Source organism: Finegoldia magna (assembly GCF_002243175.1).
GTDB lineage: Bacteria > Bacillota > Clostridia > Tissierellales > Peptoniphilaceae > Finegoldia > Finegoldia magna_J.
Genome location: NZ_NDYF01000010.1, coordinates 253,742 through 270,588 on the forward strand (window position 1 = coordinate 253,742; position 16,847 = coordinate 270,588).

Here is a 16,847-nt window from a genome sequence, read left to right on the forward strand (position 1 = left end):
ACTAATCTTCAACCTTTATTTCTTGATTATCTTTCAAATCTTTTACTTTAGAAATAATTTTGTCACCAGATTTTAATCCAGAAATCACTGTATAAGAATTAGAATTCTTTTCAAGTTGAACTTCTTTTTTCACAGCTTTTGAATCCTTGTATTCAAACACATAGTATTTAGAATCTTCTTCTTTTACCATTTCCTTGCCAAGTTCAATCTTGTCTGATTTTTTCCTAACTTGAACATTAAATCCAATGTGTATAGGTTTTTGTGTTTTTATTTTAAATACAAAATTTGAAGAATTACTCCCAGATTGTTCTGTCATGTTTTGCATTTGATTAGCTTCAAATGATCCAGCTTGACTTTCTGGAGTATTGGAAATCTCTACTACAATGCCTTTTGTTTTTTCATCCCCGTTAATAGGAATTACTTCAACCTCATCATTTTCTTTTAATTTCTTGTAGTCGTATTCAGAAATATTTCCTTCAATAATATTTTCATCGCTAGTGACTTCAATCAATGCTCCTTGACTCATTGGATTATCAATATTTTTGTCATTAACTTTACAATTTCCAGCAATTGTAGCCTTGATTGTTTTTCTTGAACTTTCTTTTAAATCATTAAGTTGTTTTCTTTGTAATTCTACTTGGTCAAGAGCTTGTTTGTAAGCTCTATTTGATTGATTAAGTGTAGGCTCCATTTGATCAATTTGCATTTCCAATTCTGGAGAAAAAGTTTCGTTATATTTTTCTACTAATTTATTGTAGGATTTGTATGCGCTATTTCTATCCTCAAGTGCATAATTTGCTTGACTTTTGGCCTGCTCTATTTGCATTTCCATTTGATCAATTTGTTTTTCAACTTCCTTGTTCACAAAAGTAATCAGTGAATCTCCTTTTTTAACAGATTGACCAGTTTTCACATGAACTTTCTCTATCTCACCATAAGCTTGATTGTTGTAAACTTGTTGTGCGTCTCCCGTTTTTGATATTGCGCTAAACACCAAATCACTTCCTGCAAATACCGTATACAAGCTATACTTGGTTTCGTTTTTCTTATTAGCTTTAACTAATTTAAAGACCAATCCTCCAACACAGGCTAAAGCAATTATGGCTAAAATAATTGCAAACTTTTTATTATTTTTCATACGACCTCCTAATTGTATCTCTGTAATACTATTATAATACAGCGTAACTAATTAGTCAACATATTCAAAATTTCATTGTAGAATTTAATAAATCTCTCTAAAGATTCAATATCTAATCTTTCTTTTGTTGTGTGTACATCGTACATTGTAGGTCCAATTGAAATGCAGTCAATTTTTTTATATTTCTCTGCAAACACGCCACATTCAAGTCCAGCGTGGATTACTTTAACATCTACTTCTTTGTCGTTTACTTTTAAGAAAGCTTTCTTTGCTACTTCCATTAGCTCTGATTTTTCATTGAATTCCCAAGTAGGATAATAATTATAATCGAAGGCCGTTGCATCGTGTTTGGTCGCTTTTGAAACTATATCTTCTCGTAGCGCTACTAATTTGTCATAATTTGAAGATCGCGTAGACAATATGATTTCGAATTTATCATCAAATGAATTCACAATCGCCAAGTTACAAGATGTTTCGACTGTTTCATCAAGTCCATCGATGTAAGAAATTACACCAGAGTTTAATTCTCCAATTATATCAGATAAATTTTCTGTTGTTCTTTTATCTAAACATTTTTGTGCATTTACTTGTTCAATTACAAGCTTCAATTCCTTATCAAAATCTTCCAAATCAATCTTAGAGATAAATTCTTCCGATTTTCTACGAAGTGAATCAATAGATTCATCTGTAGATAAAATTAATTCTGCATTTGTAGGAATTGCATTGTCCTTTGTACCACCTTTAAAATCACAGATATAATAATTATCCAGTGATTTCAAAAATTCAAACACAACCTTGATTGCATTTTGGTGGTTCTTATCAATTTCCATTCCAGAGTGTCCACCTTTAAGTCCCTTTACAGAAATTTTGTAAAAATTGGACAAACTATCTGAAACGTAATTCTTGCCTATTTCAACATTTACATTTTCTCCACCACTGCTGCCTACAATCAATTCATTTTCATCTTCTGAATCTATGTTAATGAAATATTTTCCAGACAAATCAAAATCGAAATTCATCGCACCACTCATATCAACTTCTTCACTTGTAGTCACCACAGCTTCTATTTGAGGAAGTTTGTGATTGGATGTCAATGTAGCCATAGCTATGGCAAGTCCAATTCCATTGTCTGCTCCAAGGCTTGTCTTGTCAGCAAACATGAATCCATCTTTTTCTATGATTTTAATTCCATTGTCAAAATCATACTCTTCATCGGAAACGCAAACCATGTCCATGTGCGCTTGAAGAATTATTCCTGGTTTATCTTCCAAACTTTTGTCTGATTCTCTTTTAATGTAGATATTGTTGAACTTATCTCTTTTGCATTCCAAATCATTGTCATGAGCAAACTTTTCCAAGTAATCTGCGATTTCTTGTTCATGCTTTGAACATCTATTGATTTTAGAAAAACCTCTAAAATAATTTAATACTGTATTCTTATCCACTATGCACCTATAATTTCTTCAACTACTTTGTTAACAGTCTTACCGTCAGTGTATTTACCATATTCTCCCATAATGTATTTCATTATTTGTCCTCTTGATTTATTTGATTTTTCAAGGGAGTTTTCTTCCATAAATTTTTCTATGATTTCTTTTAGTTTATCTTCAGATAATTGCTCTGGAAGATATGATTTGATAATTTCTATTTTTTGTTTTGTTTCTTCAATCGCTTCAACTCTGTCTTCTGGAGTTTGTTCCAATGTATCCATTGTTTGCTTCAATTCTTTTTTTACAAAAGCTAATTGTTCTTCGTCTGTCAAATCTCTTTTCTTTTCTTTTTGTTCCAATAAAATGTTGCTCATAATCAAAGAAATAACTCCCGACTTAACTTTATCCTTGTTCTTCATAGCTAACATTTTGTCTTTTCTTAATTTTTCAATTGTACTCATATTTTCACTCCTAACCAAAAATAAATGTAAAATAATAATTCATTCTGAACATATATATCGACCAATATGCGCATATTAGCCCAATAAAACTACCTATTACGACATCCGTAAACCAATGTACTCCCAAAATAATTCTGGAAATCGCAATCATAAACGCAAATACAATGGCAATTAGCATCGTCACGAAGAAAAATTTGTACCCATAACTTAGCACATAAGCAATCGTCAAATAAAAGCTCATACTAACGCAAGAATGACCACTTGGAAAAGAATATCCCATATAATTGATCCCGCTAGTTACTTTTGGTCTTTTTCTTCTAAATACAAATTTCAAAGTGTGAACTGCAATAACGCTAAGCATAACGCTCATTATTATAGCTGATGCTGATACATAATTGTGTTGACTCACAGTAAAAAACACAATAGGTATACTTATAATCATAAGTGTTTCAACGTTACCAAATTTTGTGATTTTTGCCATCATCGCAATTAGGGAATTGTGTCCCATTTTAGTAAAATGTTCCTTTAATCTTCTATCCAAATTTGTTTCATTGTCTTTTAATACAACAAATCCAAGAAAAAAAGTAATTGATAATAGAACAATACTACATATTATTACAAACCAATCGTATTTATCCATTTTAAATCCTTCCTTTAATACTTCATATTAAATTTTATACCAACCAAGTTCAAATGTATAGTAGGAAGACCCCCAATAAAAAATGAACCATAAAAATAAATTTATAGTTCATCTAAATTTTTATTTGATTTTATTATATATTTTTCTGCCACGAAAATCGTAGCCAAATAACACACATATCCCACTAACATTCCAAAAAACACATCAGTTGGCCAATGCACTCCCACAACAAGCCTACTAAAAGCAATTACAAATGGAATTATTCGCAAATAAATGAATTTGTAATTTTTCAAACTGCATAACAAATAACTCAGAGTAAAATAAAAGCTTGTACTTACCAAACTATGACCACTGACATAACTGTAACCACCTTGTTCTATTTTGAAAAAATCTAACGGTCTTACTCTCACAAAACTATATTTGTACACATTCATAACTACAAGACCTATTAAACAAGACATTAATGTTATCGAAAAAAATGAATTCTTGCCAATACGTTTTGAATAATATAAGCTAACTGCCAATATTAAAAAATATGTGCTGAAATTTCCGAGTATTGTGAATGCTTTGAAAATATAAAAAGTAAAATTATCAGTAATACTTTGTGCAAAATTCATTATTTTAGGTTCAAATGATAGACCAGATTGTTTTCTAATAAAAAAACCAAAAATCAACGAAGCTACAAGAATTGTCGCTGACAAGTATATTTTTTTCTTGTTTATTACTTTTCCTATCATAATCCTTTACCATATTCACAATTTGGGAAGTGACACTCTGAACATTGCATACAAAATCCACCGTAACCCAAACTATTTATCATATCTTTTGTAACTTTAATATTCGCAAAAATATATGGCAAGATTATATCGAAAACTGTAGATTTGTTGAACATAACACAACCTGGAAGTCCCATTATTGCTGTGTCGTTTTTGTAAGCTAACATAAACATCGCACCAGGAAGTACAGGTGAACCGTAAGTTATCACTTCTGCTTTGGAATCTTTTATGGCTTTTGGTGTCATATCATCTGGATCTACGCTCATGCCACCTGAAACCAAAATAATATCGGATTTGTTTTCTAATGCTTTGTTGATTTCTTTAGTTATGTTTTCACTATTATCGTCAACTATGACGTGATTTATTACTTCACAATTGTAATCCTTCATTTTTTGTTTTAACACAGGTCCAAATTGGTCCTTTATAAGACCTTTGTACACTTCAGATCCTGTCGTAATGATGGAGCATTTTTTTGTCGTATCAAATGGAATGATTTCCAAAATAGGAACACCATTCATGATTTTCTTCGCTTCATCCATAATTTTTTCTTTTGTGAAAAGCGGAATAATTCTCATTCCAGCAATTTTTTGTCCTTTTTTGACAGGTTGATTTCCAAGAACAGTTGCAATGGAAATGTCATCTATTGAATTCAACCTAAATAATCTATCCCTGTCGACTTTCAAAAACCCATCCACATCAGAAATTATTTCAATCTTACCTTCTTTTATATCAGATGAATGCATGTGTTCGTTGGTGCAGATGTCTTTCAAAATAATTGCACAATCATTTTCGTGCAAATCATCATCTTCTAATTCCATAACGTAAATGTGTTCCTTGCCCATGCTCAACAAAACAGGAATATCTTCTTCTGTAATAACATGCCCTTTCTTAAAAGCTCTCTCCTTGACCACGTCTTTTACAATTCTAGTCATATCGTGCGGTAAAATGTGACCTACCGCATCCTCAGCTCTAACTACTTTCATTTAAAAACCCCTCTTAATTGATATTCCTATTTTATCACGAAATCTTTATTTTTTAAAACACACAACGAAAAAACTGGAGTTTCCTCCAGTTTATTCTTCTTCGCTTACCAAATTATAGTAGACATTACTTGTTATTTTAAATATTATGAAATACACTGCAATTATTATCGCTACAGATATTGCAAATGGAATTGCAAACTCAGATATATTTCTGAGTCCGAAAACTCCGCACAATTGATACAACATTTTTGATGCAACTGCAGAGTGAATTACTGCCACAAAAAGTGGAAGGAAGAACATCCAATAAATTTGTTGTGATGATGTCTTTTTTATCATTTTGTTTGACAGTCCAACTTTTTTCATAGTTTGAATGTTTTTTCTATCTTCAATTCCTTCTGACAAATGCTTGTAATACGCAATTATAGAAGTTCCAATTAATAAAACAAAACTTATTATGAAACCAATGTACAAGAACGCTCCAAACAAACTGTAGACTCCAGTTTTTGTTTCTTGCCTAGATACAAATTGAAGAGAATTATCTTTGGAGATAAATTCTTTTCCATCAAGTTTTTTGTCTGAATCCAAAAAGTAAGTTACATTTACTTCTAGAGGTTTGTATCCTGCATCATTTTCCATTGGCATTTTGAAATCATTGCAAAATCTTACCAAATCCTCATCAGTTTTCACTACGACGTAGAACATATCCACTGCGATATTTCTTCCTTCAAGCTCATCAATTTTTTTGAATTTATAATCAGCACTTCCTAAAGTTATCTGATCTGATGTTATATATTTCATGTAATTTGAATTCAATAAAATTTCTCCATCGTTCAATGAATAATTTTTTGAAAACTTATTGTTAAATGAATCCAAAGTTTGAATCATAATATAGATTGACTTATCATTATTCTTTCCAATTCTTGTGAATTTATTGCCTTCAAGGTTTGCAAACATCATTGTACTAACTTGATAATAATCATTTTTAGGATTTGTTTTTTCTGTGACTAAATTTTTTAATCTAGTTTTTTCTTTTTCGATATTTTTAGAAAAATTCTTATCTGGTGTGATCGTTCCAGTTAATTTGTAATCTCTGTTTACAGTTGAATCGACAACTTTTTCTGCACTGTTGTAGATCGCCATTGTAGTCGACAATGATACTACAACTCCTGTACATAAAATTGCAATACTGGCTAAACCAACAGCATTTGATTTCATTCTGTAAAGCATTCCAGAAACTGTAATAAAATTTTTCGATTTATAGAAGAAATTCTTGTTTTTCTTCATCAATTTTAGTACAAAAATGGTTATTGCAACAAAGCCACAGTAAGTTCCAAACAATACAAGTAGACTCGCCACGAAAAACATCAACAAGCTTTCCAAGCTTCCTTCGATTGTCAATGCGATGTAATAACCAATTGCTGTTAGAATTATTGCTAGAATGAAAAATACTACTTTGACTTTTGGTTCAGATTCCGATTTTTGTCCTTTTGCAAATAAATCCCTAGTTGTAGCAGATTTTATATTCAATATATCGAAGATAAATGTTAACACGCTAATTACAAGATTAAATGCCAGTGATAATATAACTGCTTTGGTTGAAATTCCAAACTGCATTATACTGAAATTTTCTTGCATCAATTTTCCAACTGCCAAGAACAATACTTTTCCTAATGTAATCCCAAAAACAATTGTTAGGATTGAAATAATCACAAAAAATATCGACTTTTCTTTTAGCAAAATTCTATTTATGTGTTTGTTCTCCAATCCAAAAACACGATACAATCCAAATTCTTGAAATCTTCTTTTTACCAAAAACCTATTCGCATACATAATAATCGCAAATGTAAATATCGCAATAATAATCGATCCGAAAACTATTATCGTTCCAAATTGGTCTTTTTGCATAACGTATTTATTATCTAATAGAGATATCATAATAAATAAAATCGCCACCATAATACTTGTTGACAAGATATATGGAATATTTACGATTTTGTTTGCTTTTAAGTTTTTGAGAGCAAATTTTGTAGATAATTTAGAATTCATTATCTACACCTCTATTATTTATCACAGATAATGACTCATTAATTCTTTGCATAAATTCATTGTTGTCGCTATTTCCCTTGTAAATTTCATGGAACACAACACCATCTTTTATGAAAATTACTCTGTTAGAAAACGAAGCTGCCTTCACAGAATGAGTTACCATCAATATAGTTTGTCCTAATTTATTGATTTTTGTGAATAAATCAAGTATCATATCTGATGATTTTGAATCCAATGCCCCTGTAGGTTCATCTGCCAATATCAAATCCGGTTTTGTAATCAAAGCTCTTGCAATCGCAATTCTTTGTCTTTGTCCACCACTAATCTCATAAGGATATTTGTTGACAAATGATTCAATTCCCAATAATCCTTGGATTTCAGACAATCTTTGCTCCATTTCTTTTGGCTTATAATCTGAAAGTACCATTGGCAAAAATATATTGTCTTTATTTGAGAAAATATCCAATAAATTAAAATCTTGAAATACAAATCCAAGCTTTTCCCTTCTGAACTTTGCAACTTCCGATTCTTTTAAAGTGGATATATCTTTGCCATTTAAAACAACCTTGCCATTAGTTTGCTTATCTAATGTTGATATTACATTAAGTAAAGTTGTTTTACCTGAACCTGATTCTCCCATTATTGCTATAAATTCATTCTTTTCTACAGAAAAATTCACGTCTTTTAATGCTACTGTTTCAACATTTTTCGTTTTGTATACTTTTCTTACGTTGTTTAATTCTAAAATATTCATAACACCCTCCATAACTATATGTTAAATGAATTTAGAAAAAGTAGCATTTATCTAAACTAACAAAAATCATTCAATCTTACAAATTTGTAAGATTAGTTATTCACAATTATATAAAATTTACTACCTTGACCTACAACAGAGTCGACTTTCAAATTTATTTCCAGTTTATCTGCGATCGATTTTGCCAAATACAATCCCAAACCACTCGATTTTTGTTTTAATCTTCCATTAAATCCAGAATATCCTTTATCAAAAATTCTATTGATATCTTCTTCTGGAATCCCTATTCCGTGATCTTCTATTAAAATCACGACAGCATTATCTTTTTTGAATGAATCTATGATAATCTGTGAATTTTCAGAATATTTAATCGCGTTAGATAGGATTTGTTCCAATAAAACACTAAGCCACTTGCTATCAGTAATGCATTTTAAGCCATTTTTTCTAAAATCCAAACTTATATGTGAGTTGATGAACAAAAGTGAGTATTTTTTGACCAAAATATTCAGCAAATTATCCACATCGACAACGCTTATATCCATGTCTTTTTCGTGCAAATTTAGCTTCAAATAATTTATAGCCATATTCGTGTAATTGTCGATTGATTTAAGTTGCATTTTCATTTCTGTATTATCTTCTGTCAAAATTTCCAAGCAGGTTATCGGAGTTTTAATCTGATGTACCCACATAGAAAAATATTCTTGGATATCTTTTTGCCATGAGATATACTGATTTCTAATATTCTCAATTTGCATTTCCAATTCTTCAATTTTCTCATCTTTTGACAATTCCTTTTGAAAATCTAAGTATTTAATTACCAAATAAATTAAAAATACTATCAAACATATTTCAAAGCCTTGTACAAACACTTTTATATCCACATTGTTCAAATAACAGACCATAAAATAAATAGCATTTATTGATATAAAAAATAAAATAGACTTGAGGTTTTTCTTCAAAAAGTACATTAATTTATTCATTTTGATTACTTCTGCCATTTAAATAGTATCCAGAATATTTTTTCGTCAACAAGAAATCTTCTAAGCCAAGTTTGTTTAATTTTTTTCTTATTCTATTGATATTCACAGCCAATGTATTATCATCTATGAAAAAATCATTTTGCCAACACTGATCCATCAATTTTTCTCTTGTTACTATTTCACCTTTAGCTTCGAATAACGACTTTAAAATTAGCATTTCTGTTTTTGTGAGGTTAGTTTTATTCTCATTGAATTCCAATCTGAATTCATTCAAAAAAAGCATGACATCATTAAACTCCAAAACGCTCTTGATGATGTTATTGCCATAATATCGTTTCATAACGGCGTTGATTTTTACCATAAGTACATCAAAATTAAATGGCTTGGTAATGTAATCATCAGCGCCCATCTGCATTCCCATTATTATATCCAAATCCTCTGATTTTGAAGATATGAAAATTATTGGAATGTCAGTTGTATTTCGTATTTTTTCGCACCAAAAATATCCGTTAAAACTAGGAAGAATAATGTCCATCAAAATTATATCTGGCTTTATGTTTTTGATATCCTCCATAATATTTATTCCAGTATTTGTGAACACTTCGTATTCCCAATTTTCTAAATATTTTTTAAGCGAATTTAAAATTATTTTATCGTCTTCAATAATTAAAACCTTCATACTAAAATTATACATAAACTAAAGTAAAAATGATACTTATGCTATTTTTGCAATAAAAAATTAGTGAACTAATAAAAGTCCACTAATTTTATTTCCTAATCGTTCATTATTCCCATTCTATCAAACACATAGAATAATAAGCTCAACACTACTGCAACAACTGATGCTAGTACCATTCCTGATAATGATACTCCCAAGAAGTTTATTTTCAATCCTGAAAGTCCTGTTACAAATATTACAGAAGTTAATATTAAGTTTTTGGATTGTGAGTAATCTACTTTTTGGTCTACTAATAATCTGATACCACTTGTACCAATCATTCCGTAAAGTAAGAATGTTACTCCGCCGATTACATTTCCTGGTATTGATGAAATAAGTGCTGATAATGGTCCAATAAATGCCATTAAAATTGATATACAAGCAGCTCCTGCTATTACATACACTGAATAAACTTTTGTAATTGCCATTACACCGATGTTTTCACCGTAAGTTGTAGTTGGAACTCCTCCTATAAATCCAGATAATGCTGTTGAAAAGTTGTCTGCAAAAATCGATCTATGAAGACCAGGTTCTTTTAATAAATCTCTTCCTATGATATTACTTGTAACTACTTGGTGTGAAATGTGCTCACTTGTTATTACCAAAATTACAGGCAACATTGTGATTATTGATTTTAGGTCAAATATTGGAAGTTGAAATTTAGGTATTGTAAATAGTGATGCTTGCATTACCGGTGTAAAATCAACCATGTTTAATGCTACACTTACAATATATCCCGTTATAATTGCGATTAAAATTGGTATTGTAGCTAAGAATTTTTTGAACAAAACAGAACCTAAGATTGCTACTGACAATGTAACCAAGAAAACTATAACATCATTTGTAGTTCTTGTATCTGTCATAATATTTGCCCCAATCTTACCACCAGAAACTGTTGCTTGTGCAAGTTCAAACCCTATCAAACTTACAACACTTCCCATAGCAGCAGGAGGCAGAACGACGTCAATCCAATCCGTTCCAAATTTATAAATTATGTATGCAAGAATACATCCAATAAGTCCTATCGCAACAAAAGCTCCTTGTGCATAGCGAAATCCCGATTGACCAATTATTATGGTTGCAGGTCCCAAGAAAGCGAAACTACTTCCCAAATACGCTGGTGCTTTTCTTTTTGTAATCAAAATAAATAACAGTGTTCCTATACCGTTCATCAATAAAACAATACTAGGATTAATCCCCAAAACTATAGGCACCAATACACTCGCTCCAAACATTGCGAAAGTATGTTGAATACTAAGAGGTATTAGCATCTTTGGAGATACTCTTTCGTCTACTCCAATAATTCTTTTCATAAAACACTCCTTTGATTTTTTATCTTATATATTCTACATTGAAGTCAAATATATTTCAAGTGGTTTGACTTGTATATCTTCTAGCTGATATAATAAAAAGCGTTATTTGAAAGGAAATTATTATGGAAAACAACGGAAATTATTTAAGAACAAAATTACTGGACAATGGTATTAAACCTACATATCAAAGAATTGTAATTTTAGATTATTTGGAAAATCATCATATTCATCCAACTGTAGATGATATTTACAGAAATTTAGCTCCAAAATTAAATACATTATCTAGAACAACTATCTATAATACAGTTAAAGTCTTCGCAAAAGCTGGTATTGTATCTGAACTTAACATCGATAATTCAGAGCTAAGATATGACATTACAACAGAGACTCACGGACATTTTAAATGTGATAAATGTGGCAAGATTTACAATTTTAATATGGATAATAATGTGGAAAGCTCTGATTTAAAAGGTTTCAAAATCAATTCAACAAATATTTTGATTAACGGAATATGCAAGGATTGCTTGGATAAAGAAAATGAATAGTGAGTTTTACAAGATTGAACCTAGAGATGATTTGTACATCAAGTTATTGTTTATTTCTAAAACCGAACTTAAAATGAAGGAAGAAATAAAACGAGGGATTCTCCCATTCTATCAAATGTATTATTGTCTTAAAGGAAATGGAACTTTTATTGTAAATGACAAAAAGATAGAAATTCTCCCTTTTGATGTGTTAATCGTAAATCAGGGTTCCAGAATTACAGAAATTTCTAAATCGGAAAGTTTTGAGTTCTATACACTGGCTATTTCTGAAGTATCATTTGATACAGAACAAAAAGATAAGGCAGTGCTTAGTATCAAACACAATCACATCAACGACCGTGATATGGTAATTTTGTACTATATCAACAAAATTTTGGAAGAAGCCAAGTATAAGAGATTTAGATACCAAAGAGTGTGCTCTTGTTTGATAAGTATTTTGATTACAGAAATCCAAAGACGTGGCGATTTGAAGTTCACAATGGATGATCCATCACAGGATTCATTTACTAAACATGTCGAAGATTATATTTATGAAAATTTTAATCAAGAAATCACATTAGATTCCATTTCAGAAAAATTCATGGTTTCCAAATCACATTTAATCCACGAATTCAAAAATGATTACGGGAAAACTCCGATGCAATTTTTGCTTAACAGAAGAATGGAGTCTGCAATGTTGTTATTGAAAACATCTAACAAGCCAATCAACGATATAGCAAAACTCTGTGGATTTAATTCGCAATCTTATTTTGATCAGGCATTTCGTAGAGTAGTAAAAGTTACACCAAATGATTATAGAAATAAATACAAAACGAAAATCAAAAAAATCAAAAAATAGACTTTGTTTAACATTAACATGTTACAAACAAAGTCTATTTTTAGTTAAACTGACGCTTTTGTTTTCACGAAAACAAGCTTATTTATATCACTGTAACCTTCAGAATAATTATATCCATCACAAGAAAATTTCTTCAATTGTTCAATATCATCAACATTATTTCTTGCCATATAATTTACCATTCTACTTTTTGAGTTCTTCAACGGATTTTTCTTTTATTATAGAAACTAGCTTATTTTTCTTGTTTTCATATAGACAACTAGAACTCTTGTTTTTTAATTTTCTAATTTTAAATGTTTTTGCGGGTGAAATTATAATCTTCATACTGTCCTCTACATATTTTTCATTCTACTAATTATATTACCATAAAAAAAGACTGAGTAATCTAATTCCAAGATTATTTTACCCAGTCCTATTTTTATGCTTCGTTTTCTTGCTTTGCGATAATATCTTTGACTTTCATAAGTCTTGTAATATTAGCACGTTCGTTTTCATCAAGCTTTGCTCTGATATATTTAATTGTTTCTTCCAAATCAGGAATTGTTCTATATTCCAAAGCGTTTACTCTTCTTCTAGTTTGCTCAATTTCATCCGCCATTAATTGTGTGGCTTTTTCGATTTGAGCTAATTCCAACATATCATCCATAACTGAATTCAATGAGTCAATTGCCAAGTCCAAATCTTGTGATGTTTGAGCATATCCATAAGGATATATTTCACTAGAATCAGCTTCACCTTCACGAGAGAATTTCATTTGTGGAATAATTACACTCATTACGTTTTTAGTTTCAATATCTACATTTACCTTTGTTTTAGGAAATGATACTGCTTCATCTAAAAACTCTGGACTCATTATTGCACTTGCCATTAGAAAATCACTGAATGAGTTTTGAAGTTTCGCTTCAACTTTTTCTCTTAGAGCTTTGTTTTCTTTAATCATTTCAATGAATTGTCTCATAAGTTCGTCTTGTTTGTCTTTTAATAACTTATGACCTCTGGAAGATGTTTTGAGTCTAGCTTTCAGCTCCGATAGAGCCATTCTTGTAGGATTGACGTTGAGTCTTGCCATTACTCATCAGTCCCTTCACCATTTCCAATATATTTATCTATCAATTCGTCTTTAATTCTCTTCAATTCTGTACGTGGTATTTCTTTTAATAAATCCCAGCCGATATTAAGAGTTTCTTCGATCGACCTATCAGTATAATAACCTTGATCTACATATTCGCTTTCGAATCTTTCAGCGAATTTTGCAAATGCTTTGTCAGCATCACTCAACGCAGATTCACCGAGGATTGCAGATAATTGTTTTGCATCAAGTCCAGACGCATATCCTGCGTAGATTTGGTTCATTGTATCTGCGTGGTCTTCTCTTGTTTTGCCTTTACCAATACCTTTATCTTTAAGTCTTGATAATGATGGAATAGCATTAATAGGAGGTTCATATCCTTTCTTGTATAATTCACGCGAAAGTATGATTTGACCTTCTGTAATGTATCCTGTCAAGTCTGGTATTGGGTGAGTAATATCATCTTCTGGCATTGTCAAGATAGGAATTTGTGTAATAGATCCTTCTCTTCCAACGATTCTTCCAGCTCTTTCATATAAAGTTGCAAGGTCAGTGTACAAATATCCTGGATATCCTCTACGACCTGGAACTTCTTTTCTGGCAGCAGATACTTCACGAAGTGCTTCTGCGTAGTTTGTCATGTCTGTCATGATTACTAATACGTGCATTCCCTTTTCAAAAGCCAAGAATTCTGCACAAGTAAGCGCCATTTTTGGTGTTGAAAGACGTTCAATTGCTGGGTCATCAGCTAAGTTCATGAACAATACTGCTCTGTCGATAGCGCCTGTTTTATTGAAGTCTCCGATGAAATATTGAGCTTCTTCAAATGTTATTCCCATCGCAGCGAATACTACGGCGAATTTATCATCTTTACCCAAAACTTTTGCTTGTCTTGCTATTTGAGCTGCCAATTTGTTGTGAGGAAGACCTGATCCTGAGAATATAGGAAGTTTTTGTCCTCTAACAAGAGTGTTCAAACCATCTATTGTAGATACGCCTGTTTCGATAAATTCTGATGGATAGTCTCTAGATACTGGATTGATAGACGAACCATTGATGTCCACTTTATCTTCTGGAATAATTTTAGGACCATTATCTATTGGTCTACCTAAACCATCGAATACTCTACCGATCATATCTTCGGATACTCCAAGTTCCAAAGGTCTTCCCAAAAATCTTACTGTAGTTTCTTGTAAGTTAATTCCTGATGTACCTTCGAATACTTGAACCATCGCTACATCGTGGTCAATTTCTACAACACGACCACGTCTTTTTTCTCCATCTTGTAATTCTATTTCAACAAGTTCGTCGAATTTTACGCCTTCTACACCTTCTACCGCCATTAATGGTCCGACTACTTCTGTTACTGAATTATAATCTTTAATCATTAACGTTCACCTCCATTAACTAAATCGGTAATTTGTGATTTAATTTCTTGTTTAATTTCTTCAAATCTTTGTAATTCATCTTCTGGAATATTTTTAGCACGTGTGATTTTTTCTCTTACAGCAAGTTTTGAAATTTCAGATACATAAGCTCCTTCTTCCAAAGCTTTCAAAGATTCCTTGTGGAATGTTAAGATTAAATCCAACATTTTTGCTTGTTTGTCCAATGAACAGAATGTATCTGTTTCATGGAATGCGTTTTGTTGTAAGAAATCTTCTCTTAATGATTTTGAAGTTTCAAGTTTGATTTGGTCTTCATCACTTAATGAATCACGTCCAACCAATCTTACGATTTCTAGTAAAGATGATTCTTCTTGTAATAATTTCATAGCTTGTTTTCTGTAATCTGAGAAATTACTATCTACGTTACCATCCAAATATTCGTCGATTTTATCTTGATACAATGAATAAGAGTTAATCCAGTTTATAGCTGGGAAGTGTCTCATATAACTTAATGCGTAATCCAATCCCCAGAATACTTTTACAATTCTAAGCGTAGATTGTGTAACTGGTTCTGAAATATCTCCACCTGGAGGAGATACCGCACCGATAACTGTCAATGATCCGTCTCTTCCATCACTACCTAAACATTTTACTTTTCCTGCACGTTCGTAGAAATCAGCAATTCTTGATGCCAAATATGCAGGATAACCTTCATCACCAGGCATTTCTTCAAGTCTACCACTCATTTCACGAAGAGCTTCTGCCCATCTTGATGTTGAGTCGGCCATCATCGCCACTGAATAACCCATATCTCTGTAGTATTCAGCGATTGTAATTCCAGTGTAGATACTTGCTTCTCTGGCTGCTACTGGCATGTTTGAAGTATTCGCTATCAAAACAGTTCTCTTCATCAATGATTGTCCAGTCTTAGGGTCAATCAATTCAGGGAATTCATTAAGAACGTCAGTCATTTCATTACCACGTTCTCCACAACCTACGTACACAACTATTTCAGCATCTGCCCATTTAGCTAATTGGTGTTGAACTACTGTTTTACCACTACCGAAAGGTCCTGGAATTGCTGCAGTACCACCTTTTGCAACTGGGAAGAATGTATCGATAACTCTTTGACCAGTGATCAATGGTCTGATTGGATCTTCCTTTTCTTTGTAAGGTCTACCATTTCTTACAGGCCATCTTTGAATCATATTTATTTCAATATCTTTAGAATCTTGTTCTACAACGCAAACTGTTTGATCAACAGTGAATTCTCCAGATTCAATTGATTTGATTTTACCAGATACATTAGCTGGAACCATTATCTTGTGAACAATTACTTCAGTTTCTTGAACTTCACCTATAATATCTCCTGCTTCTACTTCATCACCAACAGATTTAACAGGTTTGAATTCCCATTTCTTTTCTCTGTTTAATGATGGAGCGCTAACTCCTCTTAACAAGAAGTCTCCAGCTTTTTCTTGCAATGATTTTAATGGTCTTTGAATACCATCAAACATTTGCTCTAATATACCAGGTCCCAATTCAATTGAAAGTGGGTGTCCTGTAGATACGACTTTATCTCCAGGGCCGATTCCTGTTGTTTCTTCATATACTTGAATTGAGGCTTTATCGCCTCTCATTTCAATAATCTCTCCAATGAGCTTATCGTCTGAAACCTCAACAACGTCATATACGCTTGCGTTTTCCATTCCTTCAGCAACTACTAAAGGTCCGGATACTTTTAATACTTTACCTTCTTTCAATATAA

Annotated in this window: 18 protein-coding genes; 2 read left to right on the plus strand and 16 right to left on the minus strand. The window is 31.6% G+C overall.

Features of this window, described 5'->3' with window-relative positions; genetic code table 11:
- Position 1 precedes the first annotated feature (1 nt).
- The 11 genes from B9N53_RS04395 to uraA all read right to left on the minus strand — a co-directional run bounded on the left by B9N53_RS04395 (position 2) and on the right by uraA (position 11,239).
- Entirely contained in the window at positions 2-1,138 is a 1,137-nt protein-coding gene (locus tag B9N53_RS04395; RefSeq protein WP_094203853.1) for an efflux RND transporter periplasmic adaptor subunit, read from the minus strand.
- Positions 1,139-1,185: 47 nt separating this feature from the next.
- On the minus strand, positions 1,186-2,583 hold the full coding sequence (gene pepD / locus B9N53_RS04400; protein ID WP_094203854.1) for a beta-Ala-His dipeptidase: 1,398 nt from the start codon (positions 2,581-2,583) through the stop codon (positions 1,186-1,188).
- Positions 2,583-3,029 carry a GatB/YqeY domain-containing protein gene (locus tag B9N53_RS04405; protein ID WP_094203855.1) on the minus strand — a complete coding sequence of 149 codons (447 nt, stop codon included), beginning with the start codon at positions 3,027-3,029 and terminating at the stop codon, positions 2,583-2,585. The genes pepD and B9N53_RS04405 overlap by 1 nt, the downstream gene beginning before the upstream one ends.
- Before the next feature lie 10 nt (positions 3,030-3,039).
- Positions 3,040-3,669: a phosphatase PAP2 family protein gene (locus tag B9N53_RS04410; protein ID WP_002836795.1), complete on the minus strand. Its 630-nt coding sequence runs from the start codon at positions 3,667-3,669 to the stop codon at positions 3,040-3,042.
- Between the two features lie 101 nt (positions 3,670-3,770).
- Positions 3,771-4,406, minus strand: a complete 636-nt coding sequence (locus B9N53_RS04415) for a phosphatase PAP2 family protein (RefSeq protein ID WP_094203856.1) — start codon at positions 4,404-4,406, stop codon at positions 3,771-3,773.
- Positions 4,403-5,428: a molybdopterin-binding protein gene (locus tag B9N53_RS04420; RefSeq protein WP_094203857.1), complete on the minus strand. Its 1,026-nt coding sequence runs from the start codon at positions 5,426-5,428 to the stop codon at positions 4,403-4,405. The genes B9N53_RS04415 and B9N53_RS04420 overlap by 4 nt, the downstream gene beginning before the upstream one ends.
- 90 nt (positions 5,429-5,518) lie before the next feature.
- Positions 5,519-7,474, minus strand: coding sequence for an FtsX-like permease family protein (locus B9N53_RS04425; RefSeq protein ID WP_094203858.1), 1,956 nt, complete (start codon positions 7,472-7,474; stop codon positions 5,519-5,521).
- Positions 7,464-8,228, minus strand: coding sequence for an ABC transporter ATP-binding protein (locus tag B9N53_RS04430; protein WP_094203859.1), 765 nt, complete (start codon positions 8,226-8,228; stop codon positions 7,464-7,466). Before B9N53_RS04430 ends, B9N53_RS04425 begins: the two co-directional genes overlap by 11 nt.
- 92 nt (positions 8,229-8,320) lie before the next feature.
- Positions 8,321-9,226, minus strand: a complete 906-nt coding sequence (locus B9N53_RS04435; protein ID WP_094203860.1) for a sensor histidine kinase — start codon at positions 9,224-9,226, stop codon at positions 8,321-8,323.
- Positions 9,201-9,887, minus strand: a complete 687-nt coding sequence (locus B9N53_RS04440; protein WP_242432400.1) for a response regulator transcription factor — start codon at positions 9,885-9,887, stop codon at positions 9,201-9,203. The genes B9N53_RS04435 and B9N53_RS04440 overlap by 26 nt, the downstream gene beginning before the upstream one ends.
- 95 nt (positions 9,888-9,982) lie before the next feature.
- A complete protein-coding gene (gene uraA, locus B9N53_RS04445) occupies positions 9,983-11,239 on the minus strand; it encodes a uracil permease (RefSeq protein ID WP_094203862.1) in 1,257 nt (418 codons plus the stop codon).
- Between the two features lie 122 nt (positions 11,240-11,361).
- Between uraA and B9N53_RS04450 the strand changes: the two genes are divergently transcribed.
- Together B9N53_RS04450 and B9N53_RS04455 are read left to right on the plus strand one after the other, a co-directional pair.
- Entirely contained in the window at positions 11,362-11,784 is a 423-nt protein-coding gene (locus B9N53_RS04450) for a Fur family transcriptional regulator (protein ID WP_094203863.1), read from the plus strand.
- Positions 11,777-12,622, plus strand: coding sequence for an AraC family transcriptional regulator (locus B9N53_RS04455; RefSeq protein ID WP_094203864.1), 846 nt, complete (start codon positions 11,777-11,779; stop codon positions 12,620-12,622). The genes B9N53_RS04450 and B9N53_RS04455 overlap by 8 nt, the downstream gene beginning before the upstream one ends.
- A gap of 44 nt (positions 12,623-12,666) precedes the next feature.
- On the opposite strand, the gene B9N53_RS09495 is transcribed toward B9N53_RS04455, so the two are convergent.
- From B9N53_RS09495 to B9N53_RS04475, 5 genes are all read right to left on the minus strand, one after another.
- Entirely contained in the window at positions 12,667-12,792 is a 126-nt protein-coding gene (locus B9N53_RS09495; protein WP_275542208.1) for a hypothetical protein, read from the minus strand.
- A 13-nt stretch (positions 12,793-12,805) separates the two neighbouring features.
- Positions 12,806-12,946 (minus strand): YaaA family protein, encoded by a 141-nt coding sequence (locus tag B9N53_RS09305; protein WP_242432401.1) that lies wholly within the window; start codon positions 12,944-12,946, stop codon positions 12,806-12,808.
- A 94-nt stretch (positions 12,947-13,040) separates the two neighbouring features.
- A complete protein-coding gene (locus B9N53_RS04465; RefSeq protein WP_094203865.1) occupies positions 13,041-13,691 on the minus strand; it encodes a V-type ATP synthase subunit D in 651 nt (216 codons plus the stop codon).
- Entirely contained in the window at positions 13,691-15,079 is a 1,389-nt protein-coding gene (locus B9N53_RS04470; RefSeq protein WP_094203866.1) for a V-type ATP synthase subunit B, read from the minus strand. Before B9N53_RS04470 ends, B9N53_RS04465 begins: the two co-directional genes overlap by 1 nt.
- Positions 15,079-16,842, minus strand: a complete 1,764-nt coding sequence (locus B9N53_RS04475; protein ID WP_094203867.1) for a V-type ATP synthase subunit A — start codon at positions 16,840-16,842, stop codon at positions 15,079-15,081. Before B9N53_RS04475 ends, B9N53_RS04470 begins: the two co-directional genes overlap by 1 nt.
- Positions 16,843-16,847 lie beyond the last annotated feature (5 nt).

What these genes read in the sequence shown, in the direction of transcription:
- uraA (WP_094203862.1), bottom strand. Translation starts at nt 11,239, where the DNA reads ATGAAAAGAATTATTGGAGTAGACGAAAGAGTATCTCCAAAGATGCTA.
- B9N53_RS04470 (WP_094203866.1), bottom strand. Translation starts at nt 15,079, where the DNA reads ATGATTAAAGATTATAATTCAGTAACAGAAGTAGTCGGACCATTAATG.
- B9N53_RS04430 (WP_094203859.1), bottom strand. Translation starts at nt 8,228, where the DNA reads ATGAATATTTTAGAATTAAACAACGTAAGAAAAGTATACAAAACGAAA.
- B9N53_RS04415 (WP_094203856.1), bottom strand. Translation starts at nt 4,406, where the DNA reads ATGATAGGAAAAGTAATAAACAAGAAAAAAATATACTTGTCAGCGACA.
- B9N53_RS09305 (WP_242432401.1), bottom strand. Translation starts at nt 12,946, where the DNA reads ATGAAGATTATAATTTCACCCGCAAAAACATTTAAAATTAGAAAATTA.
- B9N53_RS04435 (WP_094203860.1), bottom strand. Translation starts at nt 9,226, where the DNA reads ATGGCAGAAGTAATCAAAATGAATAAATTAATGTACTTTTTGAAGAAA.
- B9N53_RS04395 (WP_094203853.1), bottom strand. Translation starts at nt 1,138, where the DNA reads ATGAAAAATAATAAAAAGTTTGCAATTATTTTAGCCATAATTGCTTTA.
- B9N53_RS04455 (WP_094203864.1), top strand. Translation starts at nt 11,777, where the DNA reads ATGAATAGTGAGTTTTACAAGATTGAACCTAGAGATGATTTGTACATC.
- B9N53_RS04425 (WP_094203858.1), bottom strand. Translation starts at nt 7,474, where the DNA reads ATGAATTCTAAATTATCTACAAAATTTGCTCTCAAAAACTTAAAAGCA.
- B9N53_RS04450 (WP_094203863.1), top strand. Translation starts at nt 11,362, where the DNA reads ATGGAAAACAACGGAAATTATTTAAGAACAAAATTACTGGACAATGGT.
- B9N53_RS04420 (WP_094203857.1), bottom strand. Translation starts at nt 5,428, where the DNA reads ATGAAAGTAGTTAGAGCTGAGGATGCGGTAGGTCACATTTTACCGCAC.
- B9N53_RS04465 (WP_094203865.1), bottom strand. Translation starts at nt 13,691, where the DNA reads ATGGCAAGACTCAACGTCAATCCTACAAGAATGGCTCTATCGGAGCTG.
- B9N53_RS09495 (WP_275542208.1), bottom strand. Translation starts at nt 12,792, where the DNA reads ATGGCAAGAAATAATGTTGATGATATTGAACAATTGAAGAAATTTTCT.
- B9N53_RS04440 (WP_242432400.1), bottom strand. Translation starts at nt 9,887, where the DNA reads ATGAAGGTTTTAATTATTGAAGACGATAAAATAATTTTAAATTCGCTT.
- B9N53_RS04410 (WP_002836795.1), bottom strand. Translation starts at nt 3,669, where the DNA reads ATGGATAAATACGATTGGTTTGTAATAATATGTAGTATTGTTCTATTA.
- B9N53_RS04405 (WP_094203855.1), bottom strand. Translation starts at nt 3,029, where the DNA reads ATGAGTACAATTGAAAAATTAAGAAAAGACAAAATGTTAGCTATGAAG.